The following is a 25,009-nucleotide window of genomic DNA, read 5'->3' on the forward strand; positions in this document are numbered from 1 at the left end:
GTGGGTAGCGAAGGACGACTGAGCGAAGAAGCCTGCGTACACGGTCTCCCCGGACTCATCGTGAATGGTGGGCGAACCATCGGGGCGGCCTCCGGAAATATTGCGTGCCCCGAACTCCAGGCAATACGAGGAGTGACCACTGCGACAGGTCACGCAGTGACCGCACGTGTCGAACGACAGCACGACGTGGTCGCCCGGAGCGACCCGGGTAACGCCGGATCCGACACGTTCCACGATTCCGGCGCCCTCGTGACCGAGAACGAACGGGAGCGGAACAGGCAGGAATCCTTTCTTGAAACCGATGTCGGTGTGACAGATGCCCGTGGACGTAAGCCGTACGACGACTTCGTCGGTACGGGGCTCGTCCAGGACGAGCGTCTCGATGGTGAATGGTTCTCCAACTTCGCGGAGGACTGCTGCGCTGGTGTTCACACTCAGCTCCTTTTCTTCTGGACCTTGGTGGTGGCCCGTATGCGGACGACATCGGCCATACGGTGACGCTATGCGAGCCGGGCACGATCCCAGTGTCCAGAAACCTGGACGGCCGATCACCTGACGACGATCTCGGGCGCGCCAACAGCACACCGACATCAAGCGATGTACTTGCCTCCTCCTTCATCGGGCGAGGAAATGATCCTGGCCGGTATGTGATGGGAAACGACTGCCACAGCCGTCATCGATGGTGACCGTGCATTACACCCGCACTGTGGTCGTAGGTCACCGGTAGTTCAACGACGGTTCGTAAAAGGCGCAGAGAGAATACGTGCCGTCAGGAGGTGACGTCGCACCACTGTGCACCCCGTTCACGGTGATAGGTGTGCGTTCCTTTCCCGACAATCCCTCGTGCTTGGGTCAGGAGGATTACTTTCCGAACTGGGCGAATCCGGCGCGTCCGGCCGGGGCGTCGAACAGGTCCGATACGATGTCCCGTTCAATGATCAACCCATCCGCCAGAGGTGTGGTCAGAGCCAACTGCACCAGCGACTTCGCTCCGGCGGCGACGCCTGGTGCCGCCGATACCAGCGTGGCCGCAAGTCGAGAAGCAGCGTCCAACAGGTCATCGGCTGCTACGACGCGATTAGCCAGTCCCAGCTCATAGGCACGCTCACCGGAAATGGCCGCTCCTGTCATCAGCATCTCGGTCGCAATGCCTACCGGGATGACCCTCGGGAGGCGTTGGGTGCCTCCAGCTCCCGGGAGTACTCCGAGTTTCGCCTCGGGAAGTCCGAGCTTGCTGTCTCGGGCCACAATGCGCAGATCGCAGGCCAGGGCTAGTTCGAAAGCTCCCCCGAGTGCAACCCCGTGTATCGCGGCGATGGTCGACAGCGGACTCGCAGCGATCAGGTCAAATACTTTGGAGAGGCCGGCTAGGAACGCTGCGAACTGTTCACGCTCGGAGAAGGACTGGACCTCCTCGATGTCCGCGCCAGCGGAGAAAACTTTGCCATCGCCATGGATGACGATGACGCCGACCTCGTCATTGCCTTCGTAAGCAGTGACGGCCCGGCCAACTTCCTCACAGGTGGACGACGCAATCGCGTTCAAACGATCCGGTCCGCTCAAACAGATCCATCCGATCCCGTGTGCATGACGGGTGGTGACGACCGTAGTAGCCATGTCCCTCAGCCTCTGTCACCGGTTGAGGTGCCGCCGAAGTTCGGTGATCGTTTCTGTTGGTGGGCCGCGAGTCCCTCACGCACATCCGGCCCTCCAAAGCCGAGGAACTCGAGGCCTAGGGAGGCCTCGAATGCGGGGGCGAACATCTTGTACCACTGATTCAGGCTGTATTTCGTCCAGCGGATCGCTTGCTGGGCACCTTCGGCCAGGTCCGTAGCTATCCGGGTAGCTGTTGAGAGCACGTCATCGTCGTCGACGCATGTGGACACCAGACCGATGCGTTCTGCTTCCTCGCCCCGCAACGGTTCGCATGTGAGTAGGTAGTACTTCGCCTTGGCCATACCGACCAGCAGCGGCCAGCAGATCGCGGCATGGTCTCCGGCGGCAACCCCGAGACGGGTATGACCATCAATGATCTTGGCGTTCTTTCCGACGACGGAGATGTCGGCCAGTACGGCCACGACAAGGCCAGCACCCACGGCCGGCCCGAGTACCGCCGAGATCACCGGTTTGGTAAAGGACACCATGTTGAGGACCAGGTCACGGGCTTCGCGCATCACACGCATCCGGCTGTCGAAGTCATCGATCATCGATTCGACCAGTTCGAAGTTCCCTCCGGCCGAGAACGCCTTACCCGCACCTCTGACGAGTACTACCCGAACATCGTCCTCGCGTTCGAGTGCGGGCCAGACATCAGCGAGATCAAGGTGCATCTGAGGACTCACGGAATTCAGTCCTGGTGCGTCCAGGACGATTTCCAGTACCCCTGCCTCGCTGAGTGCGAACTTCAAACTCGGGAACGACGTCTCCAGACGCTGAACAACACTCATCCAATAAACTCCTCGTCATCACAGGTCAGCATCGTCGTCGCTATGACATCGTCTACTCACACGTTGGTAGTTGGCGGTTCGCCGGGGATGGACAGGCTCAGTTGATCAGCTGCGCCCGGAGGCGATGCTTGAGGATTTTGCCCGATGGGTTGCGGGGAATCTCTTCGACGACCAGCAGGTCATGCGGAATCTTGTACTTGGAGAGCTTGTCGGCGCAGAACAGGCGGATGGCTTCCAGGTCAACGGTTTTGCCGGGGGCCGGCACGATCACTGCCACGATGCTCTCGCCATAGGTGTCATTCGGACGCGAGACGACCGCAGCTTCGACAACGTCGGGATGCGCGATGACAACGTTTTCCACCTCGACCGAGTACACGTTGAGTCCGCCGGTGATGATCATGTCCTTCATGCGGTCGACCATTGTGATGTAGCCGTCGGGGTCGAGGCGGACGAGATCTCCGGTGCGCAGCCAACCATCTTCGGTGATGGCGGCGGCGGTGGCTTCCGGGTTGTTCCAGTACTCCTTCATGATCGTTTCACCGCGGAACAGCATCTCACCGATGCCACCGGGGGCTACCTCTTTGTCCTCAGCGTCAACGATGCGTACCTCAGTAAACAGGAGAGGCTGCCGGCCACTGGCGTCCGGGCGCTCTTTCGCCTGCTCGCTCGACAGGTAGATACCGCTGGGGCCCGCTTCGGTCTGCCCTGCAATGTTGACGAATCCTGTCTGAGGGAACGCTTCGAACATCGCCTTGAGAAGGTGAGGTGGCATCGGCGCCGCCCCATACAGGCCGGTCCGCCATGCCGACAGGTCACGGGTTTCGACGCCGGGGACTCTGAGCATCATCTGGTACATCGTCGGTGGGCCGAAGAACATCGTGATTCTCTCCGACTCCATGGCCTCGAGCGCCTTCGCCGGGTTGAAGCCCGGGTGCACGACGTGCTTCACGCCTAAAAGGGTCCCCGGGATCAGCATGACGCCCAGCGCAGCCGCGTGATAGAGCGGTGCCACATGCAGCATGCGATCCCCGGCTCGTTGCCCCATGACCGCTACCGCGGCGACAGCCACTCGCATGCTTCGTCGATGATCCAGCAGCACACCTTTGGGGCGTCCTGTGGTCCCGGAGGTGTACATGATGAGCGCGTCATCGTCCTCAGTTGCTGCATCCACCACGTCCGTCGCTGGCTGCGCATCAGCCGATGCCATCAGGTCGGGGTGACGATCGGAGGGGCCCAGCGCATAGACGTGCTCCACGGTGGACGGCAGACCGCGGTCCTCCACTGCTCGTATGGTCACATCCACAGCCGGATCGAACACGAGCACTCGCGCGCCGGAGTCCTCCAACATATAGGTCATCTCGGGTGGCGCTGCTGCCGGGTTGATGGGTACGAGGATCGCCGCGATCCGCTGGGCGGCATAGAACGCGATAAGGAATCGGTCGGAGTTCGTGGCGATGAGGGCGACGCGGTCACCGCGGCTCACGCCCAAGCCCTTCAGCACAGCTGCCGTCCGGTCGACAGCAGCGTCCAGCTCGGCATACGTGTGCGTGCGGTCCCCGAACACGAGCGCCGGGTCGTTGGGCACCCGGCGTGCCGTCATGCGGAGCGAATTACCTATGGTGAGCATTTAATTGTCCTCTCGCGAAGTGACCTCGGTTGCTACCCCTCAAAACCGCCTCCGGTGATGAGGAGCTGGCCGCTCACGTAATCGGCCTCGGGATAGGTGAGCATGACGACGGATCCTGCGGCCTCATCCGGGGTTCCTGCCCTGCCCAGGGGGATGTTCCGCTTCAGGGTGTCCAGGAATGCCGGGTTGACGCCCACCTTCAGTTCCCGTCCCTCGACGCTGATCGTCGCGTTTTCGTCAGCGGAAGCCTGGGTGAGCCGAGTTTCGATGATGCCGAACGCAACGCAGTTGACGTTGACGTTGTACCGCCCCCATTCCTTTGCCATTGCCTTGGTGAGGCCGATGACACCGGCTTTCGCGGCGGCGTAATTCGCCTGGCCGACGTTGCCGAAGACGCCTGCTATGGAGGAGATGTTGACGACCTTACGATGGACCACGCGCCCCTCAAGCTTTTCGGCTTTGGCTGCGGCGCTGATCACGGGCTGAGCTGCGCGGAGAATGTCGAAGGGTGCCTTCAGATGCACATTGAGGATGGCGTTCCACTGCTCGTCCGACATTTTCTGGATGACGTTGTCCCAGGTGTAGCCCGCGTTGTTGATGATGATGTCGACGCCGCCGAAGTTCTCAACAGCTGCGCCAATAAAACCATCCGCGAACCCGTCCTCGGTGACGCTGCCAGCGAAGGCAATCGCCTCTCCTCCGGCCGCGACGATCTCGGCCACAACGGATTCGGCAGGTTCGGAGTCAAGGTCGTTCACGACGACCCGCGCGCCCTCGGCCGCGAGTTTGAGTGCCACCGATCGACCGATCCCTCGTCCGGCTCCGGTGACAACTGCGGACTTTCCTTCAAGCTTTCCCATATCTCCTACTTCCTGTGCGAGATCAAATAGCCACGACGGCATCGCCGACGAGAGTTTTCGTGCCGTCGGACAGGGTGACGACGAGCTCCAAGGCCGCCTGCCTCTCACCGTCGTTCTCCTGGATATCGGTCACCCGACCGGTACACGTGGGCTGCCCGAGAACTGGAGTGATAGCGACGAACCGCACTGAGTACGATCGGATACTTTCGATCGGGAAGTTGTCCGTGATGAGCCGGCCCAAATAGGCCATCGATAACATTCCGTGCGCGAACACATCGTCCAGGCCAGCGGACTGGGCGACATCCAGATCGATATGGATGGGGTTATGGTCACCAGAGCCGCCGGCAAACAAGGCGAGAGTAGTTCGGGTGATCGGGTCGATCACGATCGGGTCCAGCGTGTGTCCGACCTCGAGAGCGCTCATGCAATGGCTCCTGCCATCGAACGGATGATGATGGTGTTACCCAGTGTGGCGATCGTGACGCCGTCCTGATTGACGATGGGTGACTCGGTGATCAGGAAGGTTAAGGCACCGCCACTCTTCTCGAACATGTCGGTGATCACACACGAGGAGGACAATTCATCGCCGGCATGCGCAGTTCCGTGGTAGTGGAACGACTGTCCCCCGTGGAGTACGGATCGAAGGTCAACGTCCATCTCGGCGAGGAAATCCAGTGGCACAGGGACTTCAAGCTCAACTCCAAGGAAGAAAGTGGGCGGCACTGGGAGATCGGGGTGGCCGGCCCTTCGCGCGGCATCGACGTCGACGAAGACAGGGTCTGTCTGACCGATCGCTTTCGCGAACAGGCGTAGGCGGCTGCGGTCGATGAGCAGCCTGCCGCCAGGGCGGGTAACGCCAATGAGAGAGCGGTCGAGCTTCAACTCAACTTCCCACCTTCTGGTACATCGTGACGACGCACGCGCCTCCGAGGCCCAGGTTGTGCTGGAGAGCGGCGTTCAAGGTTCCCTCCACCTGCCGGTCCCGGGCTTCGCCACGCAGTTGCCAGACCAGTTCCGCGCACTGCGCCAACCCGGTGGCACCCAGTGGGTGGCCTTTGGAGATGAGCCCGCCTGAGGGGTTGGTGACAACCTTCCCGCCGTAGGTGTTATCACCGTTCATGATGAAACTGTCCGCAGTGCCCGCCCGCGTGAGACCGAGCGCCTCATATGTGAGAACTTCGTTCGTGGTGAAGCAGTCGTGGAGCTCGACGACGCGGAGGTCCTCGGGTCCGATGCCGGACTGCTCGTACACCGAACGCGAGGCCTCCACCGTCATGTCATAACCGACCAGGCGCTTCATGTCTCCCTCGAACGAGCTCGCATAATCCGTCGTCATCGACTGACCGGCGATGATGACATCCGAACGCAAGCCGTGCTTCCTGGCGTACTCGGTGGACACGAGGACGGCCGCAGCAGCTCCAGAAGTAGGCGGGCAGCACTGGTATCTGGTCAAAGGACCGTAGATGTGCGGCGAGGCAAGGACTTCCTCGACGGAAATCGGTTGGCGGAACACCGCGTAGGGATTATTCGCCGCGTGCTTGCGTGACTTCACGGTGATGTGCGCGAAGATCGCGGGGTCGATCCCGGTCTCCTCGATGTACTGCTGACCGGCCGCGCCGAAGAACGTCGCGGCGTTAGGCACTCCCGCGTCGGGTATGCCGTTCACCTGATCCCGGATCTCCTCGAAATGCGAGAGCGGACTCGGACGATCACCGTACATCGCGGTGTTGATTGCGCCGGGAACCATCTGTTCGAATCCGAACGCCAAAGCTACGTCGACAACACCGTTCTCGACGGCCTGTCGGGCCAGAAAGAGCGCGGAAGATCCGGTCGAGCAGTTGTTGTTCACGTTGAACACCGGGACGCCGGACATGCCGACGTTGTAGAGGGCCCGCTGACCTGATGCAGAATCGCCGAATACCCAACCCGCGTATGCCTGCTGGACATCCTCGTAAGGGATGCCGGCATCCGTCAGGGCCCGACGGATCGCCTCTGCGCCCATGACGTCAAACGCCTCACTCTTTCCGGGCTTCATGAAGGGAATCATTCCCACGCCAGCGACAGCGACTTTCGTAGCCATAGTCATCTCCTCGTTCCTGGTGTTGCCTCAATATGGGGACGCCTTCTTGCGTCTCGGGCGGGTTGAGGTGTTGTTGGGTCAGGCGGGGCCTGGTGAGCGGCGTCGTATCACTGAGTCCGTCATGACTGCCTCAAGGGAGGGGCTGCGGCGAACACGCCAGGAGTTAGAGGTACCAATCCCCATGTCCCCGCCCGAGCCATGAAGTGAATCGCTCGATGCCCGGTGTGATGAATCGGCTCCTGCGAAGAGGCTGGCCGGCAAGTTGATCGTCATTGATGAACTCCGTGCTGTGTGGCTGCAAAATCAAGCCTGAAGGGTTACTCCGTATTCACTTAGCGAGTATTCCCGTCGAGCTGCGGGAAGTCAACAAGCTCGTGGATGTTCCTCAGGCGCGCGACTGGTTCATGGCTGGCAGGTTGAGTTGAGCTACCCAGGATCTGGTGCAGCAATCCATAGGCACCTGGGCACCACTGTCGAGGGGTGCATCCTGTGTGCTCAGGCATAGCACAGGATTCTTTCGATAGTTTGCCTACGAGTCATGGCCCCGCAGCAGGGGTGGGGGCCCTTTGGAGACCTCACAGAACAGGGTCGTTATGACCAGAGGGCGCTCTCGGCTAGGCGCAGGACGTTCGTCGAGAAGCCGGGGTGACGGCGAAGGCGTGAGGTGCGCGCGGAATCATTGATGATCGTGAGAGCGGCATGAACCCGGAACGCGACCTCGACGCGATCAAGCTCTGGTCTGGCGGTTGCCAGGAGTGCGATCCACTCCCCGACATAAACACCCTGGTCGCGTCGTAGCCCACGGCGATCAGGTTCCGGGATGTTGAACAACTCTGTTACGAGCACCGCAAGTAGGTCGCTGTGGTGGATTGCGAAATCGACGTAGTTGGCGACGGTAGCGCTCAGCGCCCCGTGAGCGTCGCCGGCTTCCGCTAGCGAGTGTTCCAGACCAACGTGGAGCGCTTTGGTGGCGCGAGTCATGATTGCCGTCAGCAAGTCCCCTTTCGTCGAGAAGTGCTTGTACAAGCTCGCACTCGTCACTCCCACCGCATCACCGATGTCCTGCATCGTGACGGACTGGTAGCCGCGCATGCTGAACAAGTGCGTCGCAGCGGTCATGATTACCTGCGATCGAGTGGCCGACACCACCCCGTCATGCGATACGTCGGGATCCTCCCCGGTTGCCGCGATGAGCGGGACGGCTACGACCGCGCGGGCAAGCCGCGCCAGAAGAGCGGAGGCCCGCTCGGGCGTGAGGGATGCGCGATGGTAGGACTGGCTGGTCAGCACGGCGATGACCGCGATTGTCGTCAATTCGGCTTCTGCGGGTTTGCCCTCGAGTTGCAGGAGTTTGTGCAGTTCACCGTAGACGTGGAAGAACGGAGCGCGGGCACGGCGGCGAGCATCCTCCTCGAGGTGTCGCATCTCCCGACTCCACAGCACACCCATTTGCCGTCGGCGGGAGAAAGCGCCCGCAAGCACCGTGATGGCAGCGTCCAAATCGGGCGAACCTGCCCGGTCCAGCTCGTGCGAAACACTCTCGAACTCGGCGACTAAGGCGGCTTCGAGCAGGCCGCTCTTATTGGGCACGTGGCGGTAGAGCGCGCTTGCGCCGATGTTGACGGCACGGGCGACATCTTCCGTGCTCACATTGTGGTATCCCGACTCTGCGAACAGATCAGCCGCGGCCGCAAGGATCATTGCACGACGATTGCGGGGCCGCGTTCGCGGCGAGGCCTGTGCGATTGTCATCAATGCATCCTTTCAGCTGACTCGTGTTACCGAAAATTCACTTATCAGGCGCTCATGCTCTATCGTTTCAACAACGTTTGGTCTGGAACGGGCCGGTCGGCGCCGCCCCATCCGACGAGTTCAAGCGGCGACTCCGTACGCCATTTCGTCCAATGATGGCACCTGCACAGAACGGTTCAGCATGAAGCACCAGGCAGCAACAGTGGATGGCCTCCAAGCGCACGACTGGCTCGACCGCACATTGACCGCCACTGCCGACGCAGATGCCGTAGAAGTGGCCGGCGCTCAGATTGCCTATCGCGTATGGGACACCCCTGCGGCTTCGTCGACGGTGATGTTGGTACATGGCGGAGCTGCGCACTCCCATTGGTGGGATTCGGTAGCCCCACTGCTCGCGGCCCGAACTCGTGTAGTCGCGCTCGATCTGTCCGGTCATGGCACCAGCGACTGGCGCCATTCCTACGACCTTGCCACCTGGGGCCGTGAAGTGTTGGCAGTGTCCAAGGAGACCGCGATCGGTCCCGTTACCTTGGTAGGGCACAGTCTTGGCGGACTCGTCGCTACACATCTAGCCACTCAGGCAAATCAAGATCTAGCAGCAGTGATTGCGGTCGATTCTCCTATCGCTGCAGACCTCGTGATTGGCTCAGACGAGATCCGCTCCCCCGCACGCCCCCGGATCTACCGAACCCTAGAAGCGGGCCTAGCCAGATTTCGACCGGTGCCGATTCAGGCATCGGATCCTCGCATCACCCACCACATCGCGCGCCTGTCGCTGCGTGAAGTCGAGGATGGATGGACCTGGAAGTTCGATCAACGAGTTTTCGATTCTGCACCGTATTTTGCGATCCCTGAGAGCCTCACCATGCCTTATGCATACGTGCGCGCGAAAAATGGACTCATGCGCGCAGAGGTGCGGGATGTAGTCATTCAAGGGGGCGGCCACTACGTCGAACTTCCCGAAGCGGGGCACGCACCCATGCTGGACCAGCCACTGGCTCTCGCAGCCGTGATTTGCACGTTCCGATCGGCGTGGGCTGTCGAGGATCTCGAGCGGCGAGGGGATCAGACCGTGTCGGACAAGCACTAGTGGCCCGGTCTGACAGCTCAGAGGAGATCGCCGAGGCCGCCGCGTTCCTGCACTCGGACGCTGCCAGCTTCACCATCGGCCCAGGCCTGTAGGCCGACGGTGGCGTCTCCAATAAACCGTAACAACCACTGATGACGTGTGACCGTCACTGCTTTTCGCGGCTCGAACGACATCACAGGGAGTGCGTCAGCCCGAGGTGAGGAGCCGCTCCCGGGTCCAATGCAGGAGATCATCGATCAAGCTCGATCCGGGCTGTACGAGGTTCACGTGCTTCAGCCCGTCGTAACGTCGGTAGTCGACTTGCTGGCCGGCGCGTGTGAGTCGGGCGACGTAGTCGTCCTGGCCCGCGGTGGGGATGATTTCGTCGCGGGTGCCTTGGGCGATGAACAGGGGAACGGTCAGCGCACTGGACGGGGTGTTCTCCTCGAGTCGGCGGCCGAACGGCCCCGCGGTGGGTAGTTTTCGCCACACTTTCGCGCGCAGCACTGTCACCGCGAGGCCGCCGGCCAAGGTCAGTGGATGGCTGAGCGGACGTTTGGCGAGCTGGCGCAGCAGCCGTCCAGCTCGGGGGTGAACGTATTCGGCGAATGAGATCTCGGGATAGGTGGTGCTGTAGGACGAGATGGCGTACGCGGCAAAGATCGCCCCGAACGCGACCTTGTCGAAGTCCGCGACGACTCCGGGAACATCGGCGACGGGAGCGAGGGCCGCGACACCGCGAAGTGGCAGATCCGGGGCATAGTCGGCGGCCAGACCGCCGGCCCAGAGTGCTGCATGCCCACCTTGGGAGTGACCCCAGATAATGGTATGACGGAGGGTCAGCGCGGAGAGCTCCCCTGCCGCACGCACGCAGTCGAGGACCGCGCGTCCGGAAGGTTCACCGATGAGCCAGGGGTGCGGGCCGTCTGTTCCCAAGCCTGGGTAGTCGGTGGCGACGAGAGCCCATCCTGCGTCGATGATCGTGTCGAGGATGAACAGCGCACCACTTTCGACTCCTTTCTTCAACAGGGTCGGTGCGGAGTCCCGGCTGATACCGGTCGATCCGTGCGCCCAGGTGATGACGTCAAGGGGTCCTCGGGCGGCTTTCGGAACGACGACAAGCGCGGACGCGATCGCGGCACGCTCCGGTCCAGCCGTCGTGGTGTAGAGGATGCGCCATGCCTGTGCTGAAGCCGGGAGCCACGGGGCGGTGAAAACCTCAGAGGAGACGAGGCGACCCGGTTCTTCGGATACGTGGGATGACCACCGGTAGGACGAAGTCGAAACAGGGGGAAGGATCATCGTCGATCTTTTCTGTATGTGAGGGGATGTCGGGACACGGGTATCCGGGAAGGTGTTCTGCTTCCTCCGCATGATGTCCGCTCAAGGGATACGGAGCGATGCCCTCAACGGCAGCTCAACGCTGCTGGTGCCGACGCTCACCTCGTACTCGCCGGGCTCCAGGACCCACGTTCCGTCGTTCCAGGTCCGGAGGGCCCGATCGGGGAGAGGGATCCTCACGGTGGCGGTCTCCCCGGGTGCGAGGTGGACGCTGGTGAAGCCAGCGAGCCAGCGAACAGGCCGGATGTAGTCGGTGATGGGACGCGAGAGGTAGACCTGAACGACCTGCTTCCCGCTGCGACCTCCCGTGTTGGAGACGGTGACTTCCACATGCCGGTCACCCGTGGGGGACACGGTCAGATCGCTCAAGTCCCAGCTCGTATAACCGAGGCCGTGGCCGAAGGGATAGGCAGGGAGGTCACCGGAAGCGAGCCATCCGCGGTACCCGATGTTGAGGCCTTCGTCGTAGACGACTCTTCCGTCGACCGGAGTCACGGAGGGAATGTGGGCGGGGTCCTCGCTCGAGGGCCACGTGGTAGGCAGGCGTCCACCGGGTTCCGTGGTGCCCAGGAGCATGTCGGTGAGGGCGCCGGCCATCTCCTGCCCACCGAAGTAGGTGAGCAGGATCGCTGCGGCGTCCTCGCGCCAGGGCAGGAGGACGGGAGCACCAGCGTTGACGATTACGACAGTGGGTGTGCCGGTGGCGATGACGGAGCGGACGAGGTCATCCTGCCGTCCTGGGAGTTGCAGGTTCGAGCGGTCGAATCCTTCCGACTCGATCTGCGCGTTCGTCCCGACAATGACGATCGCGACGTCGGCTGCCTGGGCTGTCTCGACGGCCTCGGCGATCAGCTCGTCGGGGCGGGAGTTGTCCGCCTCCATGCCGACGGTGATCCCGAAAATGGTCTCCAAGCCCGGCATAAGCGAGCGTGATGCGAGGTCGAACTCGACGCGGACATCAATCGCCTCCCCAGCACTCACCTGCACCGCTGTGCTGACGGCAGGAGGTGCGAGCAGCGCTGCGCCGAGGTCCATCCCGTCGGCGACGCCTGAGGCTTCGCGTCGCAAGTCTCCGTCGATGAAGATGCGCCCCAAACCCACGGCGCTGAAGCCGAAATTCACCTCGGCAGTAAGCTGCGGGGTCCACTGGAAGCTGATCTCGATAGTCCGAGCGGTGCCGATGGGAGCGTCTCCGCCGAAGTAGAACAGCGTGGTCGCGAGTCGGTGTTCACGGAAGAGCTCCACGTCGTCGTCATCCGAAAAGCGGACGAGAGCTCCGGCCTCACCGGTTCCCGTGAGGGTGATCTCCTCCAAGGGGATGGGCGCGATTCCCACCTGCACGACCGCGCCCATCGCGGTCGTGATCTCGGTCGAGGGCAACGCGTCGCGCAACGCCTTGAGGGGCGCGGCCACATGCTCGGGCAGGACCGTTGCGGATCCGCCGCCCTGAATCCGGGGGTGTGAGGCGCCGTGCCCGATGACCGCGACGCGCTTCAGGTCGGCGGCAGCAAGAGGAAGGACGCCGTCGTTGGCGAGCAGCACTGAGCCAGCCGCTGCTGCGACGCGGGAGAACGCGGCACCATCCTCCACCTCAGCGGCAGCCAACGTCGCACGCTCGTACCCGTCGAGGGCTCCGACGCGAGCCGCGAGCAACAGGATCCGACGGACCTTGTCGTCAATCACAGCTTCATCGATGTTTCCGGCACGAACAGCGCCCACGAGAGCGTCACCCCAGGGGCCGACCGGGCCGGGCATCACTACGTCCTGACCGGAGGCGGCGGAGTCGAGAGAGCGGACGCCCGTCCAGTCGCTGACGACCACCCCGTCAAAGCCCCAGTCGGTCTTCAGCGGGGTGGTGAGCAGCGGCGATTCGCTGGCGGTGGTGCCGTTGATCTGGTTGTAGGAGGACATCACGCTCCAGGCGTGCGCCTCCGTGATTGCCGCTTCGAACGCCGCCAAGTACAGCTCGTAGAGAACCTGCTCCTCGACAATGCTGTCGGCGGTGAAGCGGTCGGTCTCGTACTCGTTGGCGACGTAGTGCTTCAGGCACGCCGCGACACCGCTCTCCTGCATACCCACGACGTACGCGGCCGCCATCTGCGCGGTCAGGAGAGGGTCCTCGCTGAACGCTTCGAAACTACGCCCACCCAGCGGTGAACGATGCAGGTTCACGGTGGGTCCAAGGACGATGTCCACACCCTTCCGTCGGGCTTCCGCGGCCAGGACCCGGCCGTAGCGACGGGCGATGTCCTCGTCCCAGGACGAGGACATCGCCGTCCCCGAGGGAAAGCTGAGGGACGGGGACCGCTCGTCCCACAGCTCCCCTCGTACTCCCGCCGGCCCGTCGGAGAACACCATCGACCGCAACCCGATCGACTCGTCCGCGTAGGTCGTCCAGAAGTCCTGGCCGGTCAGGATCCGCACCTTCCGCTCGAGGGGAAGGGTGCTGATGAGTCGGGTCAGATCCTCGGATCCGAAAGAAATATCGGTCACGGTAGAGCCTCTCTGATGCGCGGACAACGACGACGTGGTCAGCGGGAACGCTTGATGGGGATCACGAATAGGGCGCTGAAGATCGCGAGTCCCGCGGCGACAAGATACAGAACCGTGTACGGCTGCGTACTGGCCGCGAGGATCAGGGGAGCAACCGCGGGGGCGAGGGACATTGGCCCTTTTCGTTGAAGTGACTGAAATATGCGTCACTAACGCGTGTTGAGTGAGATACTAGGGCCAGTTAGGTAGAGTCGTCAAGACTGACCGCGATGCTGGGGCGGATTGGCGAGCAGAGGAGGATCGGCGTGATCGAGAACCAGACAGCCCGGGTGGGTCAACCAGGATCAACGCGCCCCACGGCGGCGGATGTCGCCCGACGCGCCGGCGTATCCCGTACAACGGTGAGCTTTGTCCTCAATGACCAGATGAGCCGTCGAGGTATCACCGAGAGCACCACAGCACGGGTTCGCGCCGCCGCGGACGAGCTCGGGTACCTTCCACACAAGGCTGCGCAGATGCTCCAGAGCGGGCGAAGCGACCTCGTGGTCTTCGTCGTTCCGGCCGAGACGTCCCTCGGCACTCTCGCATACACCCTGGTCAATGAGCTGACCGTCGCGCTCAGGCCCTTCGGTCTGGATGTCGTCATCAGACGCGCCACCAGTGGCACCACGCTGCAAACACTCTGGCGTGACCTCAGGCCGGTCGCGGTCGTCAGCCTGGGTATCACCCAAGACGATGTCACCCTGATGAAGGACGACGGCGTGATCCCCGTCGATCTCAGCCCCACTCGCCTGAATCAAGCTCTGGGGGCGCTCCAAGCCGAGCACCTGCTCCACCGAGGCCACACCGCCCTCGCTTACGCCGCTCCCCTAGACCCGGAGCTGAGCGCATACGCTGATGACCGTCTCGCAGGAATGAAAGAGGTCTGCGCACGCGCCGGCATGCCCGAACCCGTCGTCGTCCGTCTTGACCTCACCGTCGCCACAGCGAGCAAGGTGCTCGTCGACCTTCGAGACACACATCCGGACATCACCGCGATCTGCGCCTACAACGACGACCACGCGTTCGCCATCCTCGCGGGCGCAGCCCAACTAAGGCTCGCCATACCTCGAGAAATCGCAGTCATCGGCGCCGACGACATTCCCCTGGCACCACTCGCGATCCCCCCGCTCACAACAGTCGCGTTCGAACGGCAACCACTCATCGACGCGATCCTCGCTCGCATCCAAAATTCGGACACCGCCGATCCCGCGCCCAAGCTTTTCCCCGACAACAGCGGACCAAGAATCGTCGAGCGTCAAACAGCCTGATATGCATCGAAACCAACTTTGTTCGGAGACAGGGACCAAATTGTCTTGCGTGCGAACGAACCGCCAATTATCGCTGCGAGTCACAACCGTGGCCAGCACTGGATCCTCGCCGGGAGGCGCCATCGTCAGGACATCGTTGCGTGATGTCTAAGCCCTCGCACGGTTCTGTTGCGAAATGCTTGAAAGGACCCCAGAGCAACGCGATCTAAGCCCATCTGCGCTGTGGCGTTGGGGTGTACCCAGCGCAACACCTCGGACGAGCAGCAGAACCCGTCTCGACTCCGCAGAACACCAGCAAGACTTCCGCACATGGCTCGTGCCACACTCCTGACCAAGGTAGGACGTAGCAAAACTCACGGGTGCTCAATGGGTCGGAGCTGGCAGACTGGGGTGGAACGGTTGGTGCGCCTCCTGACCACATGTGCACGGCACAAGCCCCCTACGCTCCGCTGCTTGTCCCGCACACACCTGGACAGCAGGAACCCGAGCGCCCGCCTGCACACACCCACCACGTCACCGACACGAGATAGCTAACCTCGAGCGGGAGGTGGGCGCGCACAGCCTCGTACCAGCATGGTCACGCACAGCAGGAGCTGGTCCGGCTTAGGGCTAATAGTGGCAATAGATCCACGAGGGTTGAAATCAGCCGTGGCCGTGGTGTTGGTCATCCACCTATGGGCGGGTGGAGCCCGAAGGGTGGAGCTCAAAGCCGTCCACCTGTGGGTGAGCTGCCGCTTGTAGCGGAACCCGTTCTTAGCGGACAGAAGTGAAACATAGATTGTGGCACTGACTAGCGCTACATGAATCGAGCCCTTGGCGCTGGTTGGGCTGCAGCAAACAAGGATGTAGCAGAAACGTTCGTTTGTGAAGCATAGTGGGGATGCTGACGCCCGCTCAACAGACCCACTGCCGGGCAGCGGGCCTAAAGCGGCCAGAACTTTCCAACAAATCAGTATGAGCTTGAGTGGCCACGACCACGGGCGTGTTCATCATCCGATCGCATGAGAGGTTAAGTAAGCTCGTGAGGTGACCAAACTCGTTCCAAATCTCCATGAGCTTATTTCCCTACTCGAGCCAGCCTCTGATGCTGCCCTTGTCAGTTCTGCCTTCGATACGGACACTCCGGAAGCTGCGGGTGTAGCACTTCGGCAGTTAGTTAACGGTTGGGGTTCAAATGAAGCTCCGGGGGACGAGACGGAATGAAGGCGGCTTATATAGAAGTACGTGGATTTCGTGCCTACGGACCTACCGCACAGCGCTTGGATTTCACGATGCCTTTGACCGTGATTCACGGGCACAACAGTCAGGGCAAGACAAGCCTTGTCGAAGCTGTCGAATTTCTGTTCACCGGTACAACGTCGAGGCGGCTTCTAACGGGTGGAAGCCCTAGCGAGTTTGAGAATTCTCTACGTAATGCTCACCTTGATCCCGACGAGACGGTATATGTGGAGCTCGGAATGGCTCCCACCGAAGAATGCACAAAGCTTCGAATTCTGCGGCGTGAGCTACTTTGTGACTTCCGGAACGCCGAGGACTGCACGAGTGTTCTAACTCTGGACGGAAGACCCATTCATAGCGTGACCGAGGCTGGTATCGCGCTATCAAACCCGCCACTTGCAGCTCCGGTCTTGCTTGAGCATTCGCTTCGCTATGCCGTGTCCGCGAAGCCAGGAGACAGAAGTGACTACTTCAAGGCTGTACTGGATGTCGCAGACCTCGACAAAGTGAGAAGCGGGGTTGCCGCGCTGATCACTGAGCGAGAGGCTACCCCGCCTCCCAGAATCATCAAAGAAGTAACCTCGCTAAGCGATACTCCCCTACTCAGCAAAGCACTGCGCCCACTGTTGCGCGGCGGTACTCGCGCAAAGATTGAGGAGGCCATCCATTCTGCTCTGGATCTAATTGCTCCTCCTGAGGAGCAAGGCAACAGTACCTTCAGTGAGTCCATTTCACGTGTTGGCACCGAGTTACAAACCCGCCAATCCGCCGTCTTTCCGCTGGAGGCTTTGGTATGCTCGACCCCCACGGGATTTTATGCCCTGGTAATTGAGCGCGATCCTTCAAACCGAGTAGATGGGGACGAGAGCGTCGCAAGCCAAGCCGCAATGTTATTGGGTGGTTACCAGGCTGCTTTGGAAGCAGTTAACAAAGAGACGGCGGCCCTTGTACCTCTGCTCGAAGCTGCCCTTAGAATCCCTTCTATCACTCACATTTCTGACAACGAGCCAATTCATTGCCCGCTCTGCGCGACTTCCTGGTCGCTTACCGCACCTCGCGTTGATGCCATTCGGAAAGAAATTCTATCGCGTAAAGGCGTCGGGGATACCGCAAAGCAATTAGAGGCAAAGTTGAGTGAAACTCTCCGTCAGCTGTCCGCAATTAAGGTTTCTGCACAAGGAAGCGTTCCCTCTGCAGCGCAATGGGATATCGAGGAGAGAGCGTCCTACAGGACAGTCGCGCATCGCCTAGGCGTGTCTATTGACATGTATGACCTCGTCTTGAACCAGATCGACCACCTGTCTACCAGCGCTCAAGCGATTTCCTCCAAAGCGCAGGAAACAATCACCCTAATTACTGAACTCAAACGTCTTGCCAGGGATATGCAGCCGATTAGCAGCGTCGATGCAGCAGATGCAGTGAACGCCATCAAGGTCTTGGACGATCTCACCGGCGCTCAAATTAAAAGCCAAATTGACTACTGCGCTGACGAGCGCCTGCTGATTGACATAGTCAAACCCAAACTCGAAGAAGGAAGCAACACCTTCGGCTGGAGCATTCTGTTGTACCTCGCCGATAACGTTCCTAGCGTTGAAGCGGCCCTAGCCGCTCAGACGCGGTTCAACGTAGCGACCGCGAGACTAAAGAAGGCAAAGAAGCTTATAGATGAAGCGGCCCGGACCGCTCTGGACAAGCGCCTTCTCATGATGGGGGATGAAATCAGTAAATGGTGGAGCTCCATGCGCCCCGGTGAACTCACCGAGTTTGATCAAATTACTCGCAGAGGGGCGGGAAACAAGTTTTTGGACGTCACGGCTGCTCTCTCCCCGGATGATACGGCCCCTGGGATCGTCCGCAACGCACTCGCGGTCCTCAGTACAAGCCAGATCAATGCCTTGGGGCTTGCGGCGTTTCTTGCCCGGTGCCAGATGCTTGGCGCTCCCTTTATCCTTCTGGACGACCCAGTCCCTGGGAGCGACCGTGAGCATCGGGGCACATTCGCAGGCAGCGTCGTGGAAGGCCTCCTACAGAGCGGGCAGCAGGTCATCATAGCTACACACGATGCGGAGCTCGCACGTAACTTGCATTCCATTCACCAACACACTGGAGTGGATAAATTCGAGGTTACCCTTCTGGAGCCTCGCGAGGGCAGTCAACTCGTCCGCACAGGGGACGACTTCGAGAACCTCTTACTGGAAGCCTCCGCGCAGATGCATTCGCCTATGCGAGAGAACCGCCGAGCAGCAGGAAACAGCCTGAGGATTGCGACTGAGCGCCTTGCCAAAATGGTAATAGTAGCGGGGCGCCGCCAAAGCGGCGATGCCTCAGCTCAAATCGCCGACTATGACGGCAAGAACCTTCGCGACCTCCGACCGATGGCTATCGCGTACGCCGTTCAACCAAATGAACCAGGACGGTGGCAACAGATAGTTACAATTCTTAATGATGCTGACCATGACACCGAGCCACCCCTTCCCTCTGATCTCAAGCTGTGCCATAGCACTTTGAGAGATCTGAAGAAGCAACATAGGTTGCAGGGCCATGACATGAGCGGACGAAGTTGAGCAGAGATGCGAACCCTCCGGTTTTCACCAGAAAAGTGCTCTATCCCCATGCACGCTATTGACGCATGTGTAGGTAGGACACAAAAGCCCGAGGGCGTCGAGACGAGCGTGGTAGGACAACTACCCACGGCTTGCGTCTCGTAACCCATGGGTAGCAAGACACTAGGACGAGACACCATCACTCCCCCGCCGTTACTGCTCCTTCGATGTCTTGATACCCTGTCTCATAAGCTGGGGCAGGAAATCCTGACAGAAGCGTTGGTTGCAAGACACTTCTGCGGGAGATACCGGCATGGAGGAGTGGTGTGGGCAAGCTGATCGGGTACGCAAGGGTGTCGACGCGCGTCCAGGACACGGACCGGCAGATCGCTGACCTCCTCGCTGCCGGCGTCCGCCGCGATGACCTCTATATCGATTCCGGGGTCAGCGGCGCTCACGCCCGGCGCCCACAGTTCGACAAAGCTCTTGGTGCATTGCAGGACGGCGACACCCTGATCGTCACGACCCTCGACCGGCTCGGCCGGTCTACTGCGAACATGCTCGCCCTGGCCGAGGAGCTCCGACTACGCCACGTGAACCTGCGGGTGCTGAATCTTGGCGGGGGGAACGTCGACACCGGCACGCCGATGGGATCGATGGTCTTCACCGTCATGGCAGCCCTCGCCCAGATGGAACTTGAGATCAAACGCGAACGCGTCAACGACTCCAACACCAAACGCCGGAGCGCCGGCATGGATCTCGGCGGGCGGCGGCCGGTATTCAGTGACAGCCAGATCGCCAACGCCCGCCGGCTCATCGAACAGGGCCAACCGGCGTCACATGTTGCCCGGGATTTGGGCATGTCACGGGCCACCCTGTACCGAAGAATCGCGCACCTCGAGGCGCAGCAGTGGATTACGGCACACCCGTCCTCATGACCACTGAAACCACAGTGCCCGGGAAACCTTCAGGTACGCCAGAAGAACCACAAAGCGACGTGCACGCTCACACCATCGAGGACCACAGGCAATGGATCGAGGTTTGGGTCGGCAATGAAAGCGACGTCACTGGCGCGGATCTGCTCGCCTTCCGTAATGATCTGGCCGCTACACCGGGGTGGCGCGAAAAGCCTGTCCTTATCCATATGGGAACCCTGCGCGGCGTGAGCTTGGAGGGTCGGCAGCGACTCATCCAGTATCGGCACCCCGCACCCGTCGCCGTCCTGGGCTCGGGCCCCATGGATCGTGTCCTGGCGCACTTCATCATCCGCTCCACGCGCGCCCAATACTTCTCAGCGCGCGCCGACGCCCTGCGCTGGCTGGGTATCGACCACCCGGGCGAACCACCCCAGCCCAAATGGTCGACGACCAACCCCCACGGTCTTGAGAGCGCCGAGATGCTCCGCAATACCCAGGCACGGGGCCGAATACGAGCACACTACTGGCACTAAGTACGTTCTGAGCGCGGCTGAACCAGTCTGGGCTTCGGCAAGAACCACCCGGGGAGGACCAGTGCAAGGGCTGCGCGTGTTCACCTGAGTGTCATGCGCCGCTGGTAGTTTCCGGTCATGGATGAGCTGCTGCCTGAACTGCGTACCACCCGTGTCGAGGATCTGACCGACCGGGAGGGCTTCGACGAGCAGTTCCTGGGCCGGCATGTACCCATCCCGACCCTCGACGACACCGAGACGGTCCTGCTGCCGTACACGCACTTCTCGGTGCTGATGCGCCCGGATAAGCGTCTGGCTGCTGTCACAGCGCTCGGTATCGACGGGGCGAAGCTCATGGATCTGGACCGGTCCGGCATCGACTGGCGGTTGGATCCACGGCTACCTGAGGACCAGCAGACGGGGGAGCAGGTCTACGCGCGCAACGACATCGACCGCGGACACCTCGTCCGCCGGGCATCAGCAGTGTGGGGAGACACCCGGGCCGAGGCACAGCAAGCCAATGAGGACACCTTCCACTACACCAACGCTGCCCCGCAGGCCGGGAAGTTCAACCAAGGCCTCGAGCTGTGGCTGGGTCTGGAAACCTACCTGCTGGAAAACGCCGCCGATCATGGCCGGCGCCTGATCGTGTTCACCGGTCCCATCTTCAGCGATGTCGATCCTGTGTACCGGGGCGTAGAGATCCCGCTGCGCTTCTTCAAGATCGCCGTCTTCCTCGAAACCGGAGCCCTGGCTGCGACGGGCTACGTCGTTGATCAGACACCGCAGCTCAAAGACCTACCGGACGTGCCACGGCCGGGAGCAATAGGCGAAGTAGCTGACGGGGACCCTCCCCCACTGGGCCCGTTCCGTACCTTCCAGGTCCCCATCCGTGACATCGCCGCGCTTACGGGGCTGGACCTGGCGCAACTCGTCGCCGTGGACCGGATGCCAATCGCCACGGCGCTACCGAGCGCGCGGGTGGCTTCGGCCTGGCGGGAACTGATCGGCCCGGAGTGTCTGGACCTGGACTTCGACCTCAAGGGCTAGAGCCAACATTCAGAAGCCACTTCGGGCCACGGGCCGTTCAGTACGCCGACGATTCGGCTACTACTAAATCCACGTGTGCCCATCTGGCCTCCGTTCCCCAAGGCCAGGCTTTCGAGCTGGCCGGGATCCGTGCGATGCACCCACCCCTCAACAGGAAGGCTGTGGGAGGTAGGAGGCTGTTAGTGAGCTTTCGGGCGTAGGCAACGGCTTCTAGGATCGTGGGTATGTCGAAGGACCTGAGATCGAGGCCTACCGAGGCGATCACTAAAAGCACTTCCAGCTGACCAGTTCACAGACAGCACTCAACGGTCAGTGATCCCTGGCCGGACGATGTGCTCCCCGGTAAGGGATCCCCTATGGGACGATGGCGATTATGGCAACCTCCTCACGTAATAGGCACGAGCTGACGGAGCCTCCTGAGCCCGCATTCGTCGTCGAACTGCGTCACATGCTTGATCTTGCTGTTTTGCGTAACGAGGCCGCTGTTACGGCAGAACATGCGTACACAGGATGGGTAGCGGGGTACGACACGGTCAATGGCTGGAGTACCAGGATCGCTAGGCGAGCAGAGCCAGGCAGGTTCATGGAAGTTTTTTACGACGCTCTCGATGAAGACGTCTGCATTTATGGAACCGCAGAGTACCGGGAGTGGAAGTGGGAACCTGAAGATGACGCGGCGGCTCGCGGCTGCTTGAACGAACTTGATCAGCTCGTCGAGGCCTTCGCCAACAGTCAGCTAGCAGAACCATCCCAGCGTCGGGCTAATCACATTCCAGCTCTTGTCCTCAGCGTTCTAGCAGCGGCTGCTGGCATAGCTTGGCTCCGTCGTCGACCTCGATAGTCGCGACTCCTTTCGAGCGGTGAGCGATCCTTTAGCGTGCTTGGAGGCTTCGACGTGGTGGGGTGTTTTCATGGCTCCGCAGGGTAGGGGCGAGGTTTTGGGAGGCTCTACAGTCGGTCGCATGAAAACTTGGGGGAGTACCGGACGCGCTACGGCATCGGAAATCGTCATTGGTGGAGCTGTTCTATGGCTGCTGAGCCTCACATCACTCATCGTCACGTCACCGTCAGGTACGGAGATCTCCAGTGATCCGAGCGCGCAGGCGGTGCCGTACTGGGTGACATTGACACCTGTTGCCGTAGGGATCGCCCTTACCCTCCTCCTTCCTGGTTCTTCCTCACCACCCCTGCCCGTCGCGGTCAGTTCTTCAAAGCCCTTTCGCGTGACGACAACCGGTCTCGTCGTCTTGGCTGTCCTGTTTCCGCTGGCAACGGTGGCCGTACCTCTGATGGGTGAGGCTTATGTTCTGGGCAAGCTGGTCCTGTTCATGATCGTGCCGGCGATTCTGCTGCTCGTTGTGCGGGGGAGCGTGAGCATCACGTGGCGTAGAGATTCGTCACGCTGGTGGGCCCCGGCCATCGTGATCGTGGTGTGGACGTTGTTGTCCCAGGTCGCCCCTTGGAATCCGGTCTTCGACCCGGCGGGTTTCGATATGGCTTTCATCCTCACGGCGGCGATCGCGACGGCCATCACCGCGGGCGTGGGTGAGGAACTTTTCTACCGCCGCTGGCTACAAACACGTCTGGAGGCCCTTCTGGGTGCCTGGCCGGGGATCGTGGTAACTTCTTTTGCCTTCGCGCTCATGCACCTGGGCTCCCACGGAACCGGCGCTCCGCTTCTGGACCTAGCCCGCGTCATCGTCGTTCAGGGGTCATTCGGATTATTCGTGGGTGTGATGTGGTGGCGATACCGCAACCTCACCGCCATAATCACTGTTCATATCATCAGCAATGGTTGGGCCGTGGCCGCAGCCTTGCTCCGATAGCCAGAACGCACGCCACCCATGGTGCTCAAGCGGATCGTTGACCGGCCACCGTTGGTATTGGTCACCCACCTGTGCGCGGGCTACTCGCAGCCGAAGAGTGGTGTGGCGGGGCGCTGAGTGTGCGTACGCTTCGAGGTATGCAGACTATGACCCATCACCGGTGATCGACGTCCAGGACGCAATGCCCAGCGAGGACAGCATCAGTGTCTTCCTCGAGCAACTCACTCTCGTCGGCGCGAAGCTCTTCAGCGACGAGGAGCAGACCGCCTGCGGGCTGATGCTCCGGCGCACGGACGGGCAGCCGCTTTTCTGCAGCGCATCACCGGTCATCACGGAAATGTATGAGGTCCTCGCGGCCCAGCATGCTCGAGGCGAGGGTCCCGCTCCGCAGGCTCTCAGCGCATTCGAACTGCAGGTCGCCGACAACACCGGCGATCCGACACATCCGCCGTTCTTCGGCCTCCCAGCGTCACGGGGATTCGCCTCGATCCTCAGCGTTCCCCTGATGATCGGCGCAGGGAGCTCGGCCGCACTGAATTTCTACGCCCGACCGGTCGCGTTTTTCTCCCCGCACCGGCAACGCGTCGCGTCGGTGTTCGCCGAACAAGCCGGCACCTCCATAGAACTGCGGCTACGACTAACCCAGTACCAGGACCTGGCAGAACATATGCGCTCGGCCATGGAATCACGGACCAGCATCGACATGGCGATCGGCATCATCATCGCCCAGAACCGATGCACCCAGGAAAAGGCGTCCGCCATCCTTAAACGCGCCTCGAACGCCCGCAACGTCAAGCTGCGGCACCTAGCGGAAGACATCGTCATTCAAGCAAGCGGCGGCACCCCGACCACCCACTTCACGTCCTAGCCGACCCTCTACCCGACCAGGTCCCCCTTCGGCTTTTACTCCTACTCACGCGGCCCGGTTGGATCTGCGTCCTCATCGGCGAAGAGGCGGGGACCATTGATTTGATCCTCAGCGCGACGGGCCAGGGCACGCAGTCGCGCGTCGTCGCTGACCGAGTACTCCCGCGGCTGCTGGTCAATCACGCACAGCGTCCCGATCGTCCACCCACCGGGCCCACGCAGCGGATAGCCGGCGTAGAAGCGTATGTAGGGCTCCCCCACGACTAGAGGGTTTTCCTTGAACCGGTCGTCCTCGAGGGCGTCCCGCACGATCAACGGGCCGGCGTTGCGGATCGTCGCATTGCAGAACGAGATTTCCCGCGGCATGTTCTGTTGCACCGGTCCGATGACGGACTTCAGGAACTGCCGCCGGTCATCGATCAGAGCGACGATCGAGGAGCTCACTTTGAAGTAGTCCCTGGCTTCCTGGGTGATCGCATCGAATCGTTCCTCACGCTCGGTGTCCAGCAGACTGGAGCGGGTCACCGCGTGCAGGCGTTCCTGTTCCTGCTCCTGAGGCGTGAACAGGAACGCGGCGGCAGCGCCGAGCTCGTACCGGGACCGCGCCGACTCCGCTGACTCCGCTGACGAGTCATCCGAACATGGGCTTACCCGAGCCTTCGCCCCACTGTCAGCGAGGAGCTCGTTCGTCGCCTCCGCCAGGATGTCGCATTCAAGGTCATCGAGCACCAGCAACCCACCCAGGTAGGCCTCAAGCTCGAAGCGTGACACCGCCCCGCCCAGGGCGTAGTAGCTAACCCACACGCCTTCCAATGACAGTCCGGTCTCTGACAGGACCTCTCTGAACTGCTGGACATGCGCTTGTGAACTCATGACGTGAACCTTCGTATCGACAATCCTGCCCAAGCCGTTGGATTGTCGTTGTAAGGCCTACCGACCAGTTCCCGCGCCCATAACCTAGCTGGCTTATTGTCTGAGGCTACCAACCCCGGCCGTTGAGGGACTTCATTGCCGCTCCTCAACGGCGGCCTGTACATCCCGACCGTCATAGGAACGGAAGATACTGGGACCTGCTGCATCAGAAAAGGGTCGGCGTT

The 25,009-nt window shown here is 61.4% G+C and carries 21 protein-coding genes and 1 pseudogene; 8 read left to right on the forward strand and 14 right to left on the reverse strand.

Annotation, left to right across the window (positions count from 1 at the left end):
- Positions 1 to 24: 24 nt before the first annotated feature.
- The 9 genes and pseudogenes from AC4D2C_RS17905 to AC4D2C_RS17945 all read right to left on the reverse strand — a co-directional run.
- Positions 25 to 591 (reverse strand): annotated as a pseudogene (locus AC4D2C_RS17905) (alcohol dehydrogenase catalytic domain-containing protein); the annotation flags it as partial.
- A 270-nt stretch (positions 592 to 861) separates the two neighbouring features.
- Positions 862 to 1,617 (reverse strand): enoyl-CoA hydratase/isomerase family protein, encoded by a 756-nt coding sequence (locus AC4D2C_RS17910; protein WP_490916167.1) that lies wholly within the window; start codon positions 1,615 to 1,617, stop codon positions 862 to 864.
- 5 nt (positions 1,618 to 1,622) lie between these two features.
- Positions 1,623 to 2,447: an enoyl-CoA hydratase/isomerase family protein gene (locus AC4D2C_RS17915; protein WP_490916168.1), complete on the reverse strand. Its 825-nt coding sequence runs from the start codon at positions 2,445 to 2,447 to the stop codon at positions 1,623 to 1,625.
- Between the two features lie 97 nt (positions 2,448 to 2,544).
- Positions 2,545 to 4,074, reverse strand: a complete 1,530-nt coding sequence (locus AC4D2C_RS17920) for a class I adenylate-forming enzyme family protein (protein ID WP_490916169.1) — start codon at positions 4,072 to 4,074, stop codon at positions 2,545 to 2,547.
- A 32-nt stretch (positions 4,075 to 4,106) separates the two neighbouring features.
- A complete protein-coding gene (locus AC4D2C_RS17925; RefSeq protein WP_490916170.1) occupies positions 4,107 to 4,934 on the reverse strand; it encodes an SDR family NAD(P)-dependent oxidoreductase in 828 nt (275 codons plus the stop codon).
- 22 nt (positions 4,935 to 4,956) lie between these two features.
- Positions 4,957 to 5,358, reverse strand: coding sequence for a MaoC/PaaZ C-terminal domain-containing protein (locus AC4D2C_RS17930; protein WP_490916171.1), 402 nt, complete (start codon positions 5,356 to 5,358; stop codon positions 4,957 to 4,959).
- Complete coding sequence (locus AC4D2C_RS17935; protein ID WP_490916172.1) at positions 5,355 to 5,816, reverse strand: MaoC family dehydratase N-terminal domain-containing protein; 462 nt, start codon at positions 5,814 to 5,816, stop codon at positions 5,355 to 5,357. The genes AC4D2C_RS17930 and AC4D2C_RS17935 overlap by 4 nt, the downstream gene beginning before the upstream one ends.
- 1 nt (position 5,817) lies before the next feature.
- The gene (locus AC4D2C_RS17940; protein WP_490916173.1) at positions 5,818 to 7,014 is read right to left on the reverse strand and encodes a lipid-transfer protein; all 1,197 of its coding nucleotides are present in this window, start codon (positions 7,012 to 7,014) and stop codon (positions 5,818 to 5,820) included.
- A gap of 591 nt (positions 7,015 to 7,605) precedes the next feature.
- The gene (locus AC4D2C_RS17945; RefSeq protein WP_490916174.1) at positions 7,606 to 8,766 is read right to left on the reverse strand and encodes a TetR/AcrR family transcriptional regulator; all 1,161 of its coding nucleotides are present in this window, start codon (positions 8,764 to 8,766) and stop codon (positions 7,606 to 7,608) included.
- A gap of 181 nt (positions 8,767 to 8,947) precedes the next feature.
- On the opposite strand from AC4D2C_RS17945, the gene AC4D2C_RS17950 reads away from it, so the two are divergent.
- Positions 8,948 to 9,856 (forward strand): alpha/beta fold hydrolase, encoded by a 909-nt coding sequence (locus AC4D2C_RS17950; RefSeq protein ID WP_490916175.1) that lies wholly within the window; start codon positions 8,948 to 8,950, stop codon positions 9,854 to 9,856.
- A gap of 186 nt (positions 9,857 to 10,042) precedes the next feature.
- On the opposite strand, the gene AC4D2C_RS17955 is transcribed toward AC4D2C_RS17950, so the two are convergent.
- From AC4D2C_RS17955 to AC4D2C_RS17965, 3 genes are all read right to left on the reverse strand, one after another.
- Positions 10,043 to 11,137, reverse strand: coding sequence for an alpha/beta fold hydrolase (locus AC4D2C_RS17955; protein ID WP_490916176.1), 1,095 nt, complete (start codon positions 11,135 to 11,137; stop codon positions 10,043 to 10,045).
- A gap of 81 nt (positions 11,138 to 11,218) precedes the next feature.
- Positions 11,219 to 13,669, reverse strand: coding sequence for a beta-glucosidase family protein (locus AC4D2C_RS17960; RefSeq protein WP_490916177.1), 2,451 nt, complete (start codon positions 13,667 to 13,669; stop codon positions 11,219 to 11,221).
- A gap of 38 nt (positions 13,670 to 13,707) precedes the next feature.
- Entirely contained in the window at positions 13,708 to 13,842 is a 135-nt protein-coding gene (locus tag AC4D2C_RS17965; RefSeq protein WP_490916178.1) for a hypothetical protein, read from the reverse strand.
- A 96-nt stretch (positions 13,843 to 13,938) separates the two neighbouring features.
- Between AC4D2C_RS17965 and AC4D2C_RS17970 the strand changes: the two genes are divergently transcribed.
- The 3 genes from AC4D2C_RS17970 (at position 13,939) to AC4D2C_RS17980 (ending at position 19,678) form a co-directional block, all read left to right on the forward strand.
- The gene (locus AC4D2C_RS17970; RefSeq protein ID WP_490916179.1) at positions 13,939 to 14,979 is read left to right on the forward strand and encodes a LacI family DNA-binding transcriptional regulator; all 1,041 of its coding nucleotides are present in this window, start codon (positions 13,939 to 13,941) and stop codon (positions 14,977 to 14,979) included.
- A gap of 1,199 nt (positions 14,980 to 16,178) precedes the next feature.
- A complete protein-coding gene (locus tag AC4D2C_RS17975; RefSeq protein ID WP_490916180.1) occupies positions 16,179 to 18,761 on the forward strand; it encodes an AAA family ATPase in 2,583 nt (860 codons plus the stop codon).
- 305 nt (positions 18,762 to 19,066) lie between these two features.
- Entirely contained in the window at positions 19,067 to 19,678 is a 612-nt protein-coding gene (locus AC4D2C_RS17980) for a recombinase family protein (protein WP_490916181.1), read from the forward strand.
- 29 nt (positions 19,679 to 19,707) lie between these two features.
- On the opposite strand, the gene AC4D2C_RS17985 is transcribed toward AC4D2C_RS17980, so the two are convergent.
- On the reverse strand, positions 19,708 to 19,884 hold the full coding sequence (locus AC4D2C_RS17985; protein ID WP_490916182.1) for a hypothetical protein: 177 nt from the start codon (positions 19,882 to 19,884) through the stop codon (positions 19,708 to 19,710).
- An 18-nt stretch (positions 19,885 to 19,902) separates the two neighbouring features.
- On the opposite strand from AC4D2C_RS17985, the gene AC4D2C_RS17990 reads away from it, so the two are divergent.
- From AC4D2C_RS17990 to AC4D2C_RS18005, 4 genes are all read left to right on the forward strand, one after another.
- The gene (locus AC4D2C_RS17990) at positions 19,903 to 20,190 is read left to right on the forward strand and encodes a hypothetical protein (RefSeq protein ID WP_490916183.1); all 288 of its coding nucleotides are present in this window, start codon (positions 19,903 to 19,905) and stop codon (positions 20,188 to 20,190) included.
- Positions 20,191 to 20,307: 117 nt separating this feature from the next.
- A complete protein-coding gene (locus tag AC4D2C_RS17995) occupies positions 20,308 to 21,219 on the forward strand; it encodes a DNA/RNA non-specific endonuclease (protein WP_490916184.1) in 912 nt (303 codons plus the stop codon).
- Positions 21,220 to 22,181: 962 nt separating this feature from the next.
- Complete coding sequence (locus AC4D2C_RS18000; RefSeq protein ID WP_490916185.1) at positions 22,182 to 23,045, forward strand: CPBP family intramembrane glutamic endopeptidase; 864 nt, start codon at positions 22,182 to 22,184, stop codon at positions 23,043 to 23,045.
- Positions 23,046 to 23,205: 160 nt separating this feature from the next.
- Positions 23,206 to 23,913 carry a GAF and ANTAR domain-containing protein gene (locus tag AC4D2C_RS18005; protein ID WP_490916186.1) on the forward strand — a complete coding sequence of 236 codons (708 nt, stop codon included), beginning with the start codon at positions 23,206 to 23,208 and terminating at the stop codon, positions 23,911 to 23,913.
- Between the two features lie 41 nt (positions 23,914 to 23,954).
- Here AC4D2C_RS18005 and AC4D2C_RS18010 read toward each other — a convergent pair whose 3' ends face one another.
- Complete coding sequence (locus AC4D2C_RS18010) at positions 23,955 to 24,785, reverse strand: GAF domain-containing protein (RefSeq protein ID WP_490916187.1); 831 nt, start codon at positions 24,783 to 24,785, stop codon at positions 23,955 to 23,957.
- Positions 24,786 to 25,009 lie beyond the last annotated feature (224 nt).

The organism is Arthrobacter sp. TJ-240 (assembly GCF_058269195.1).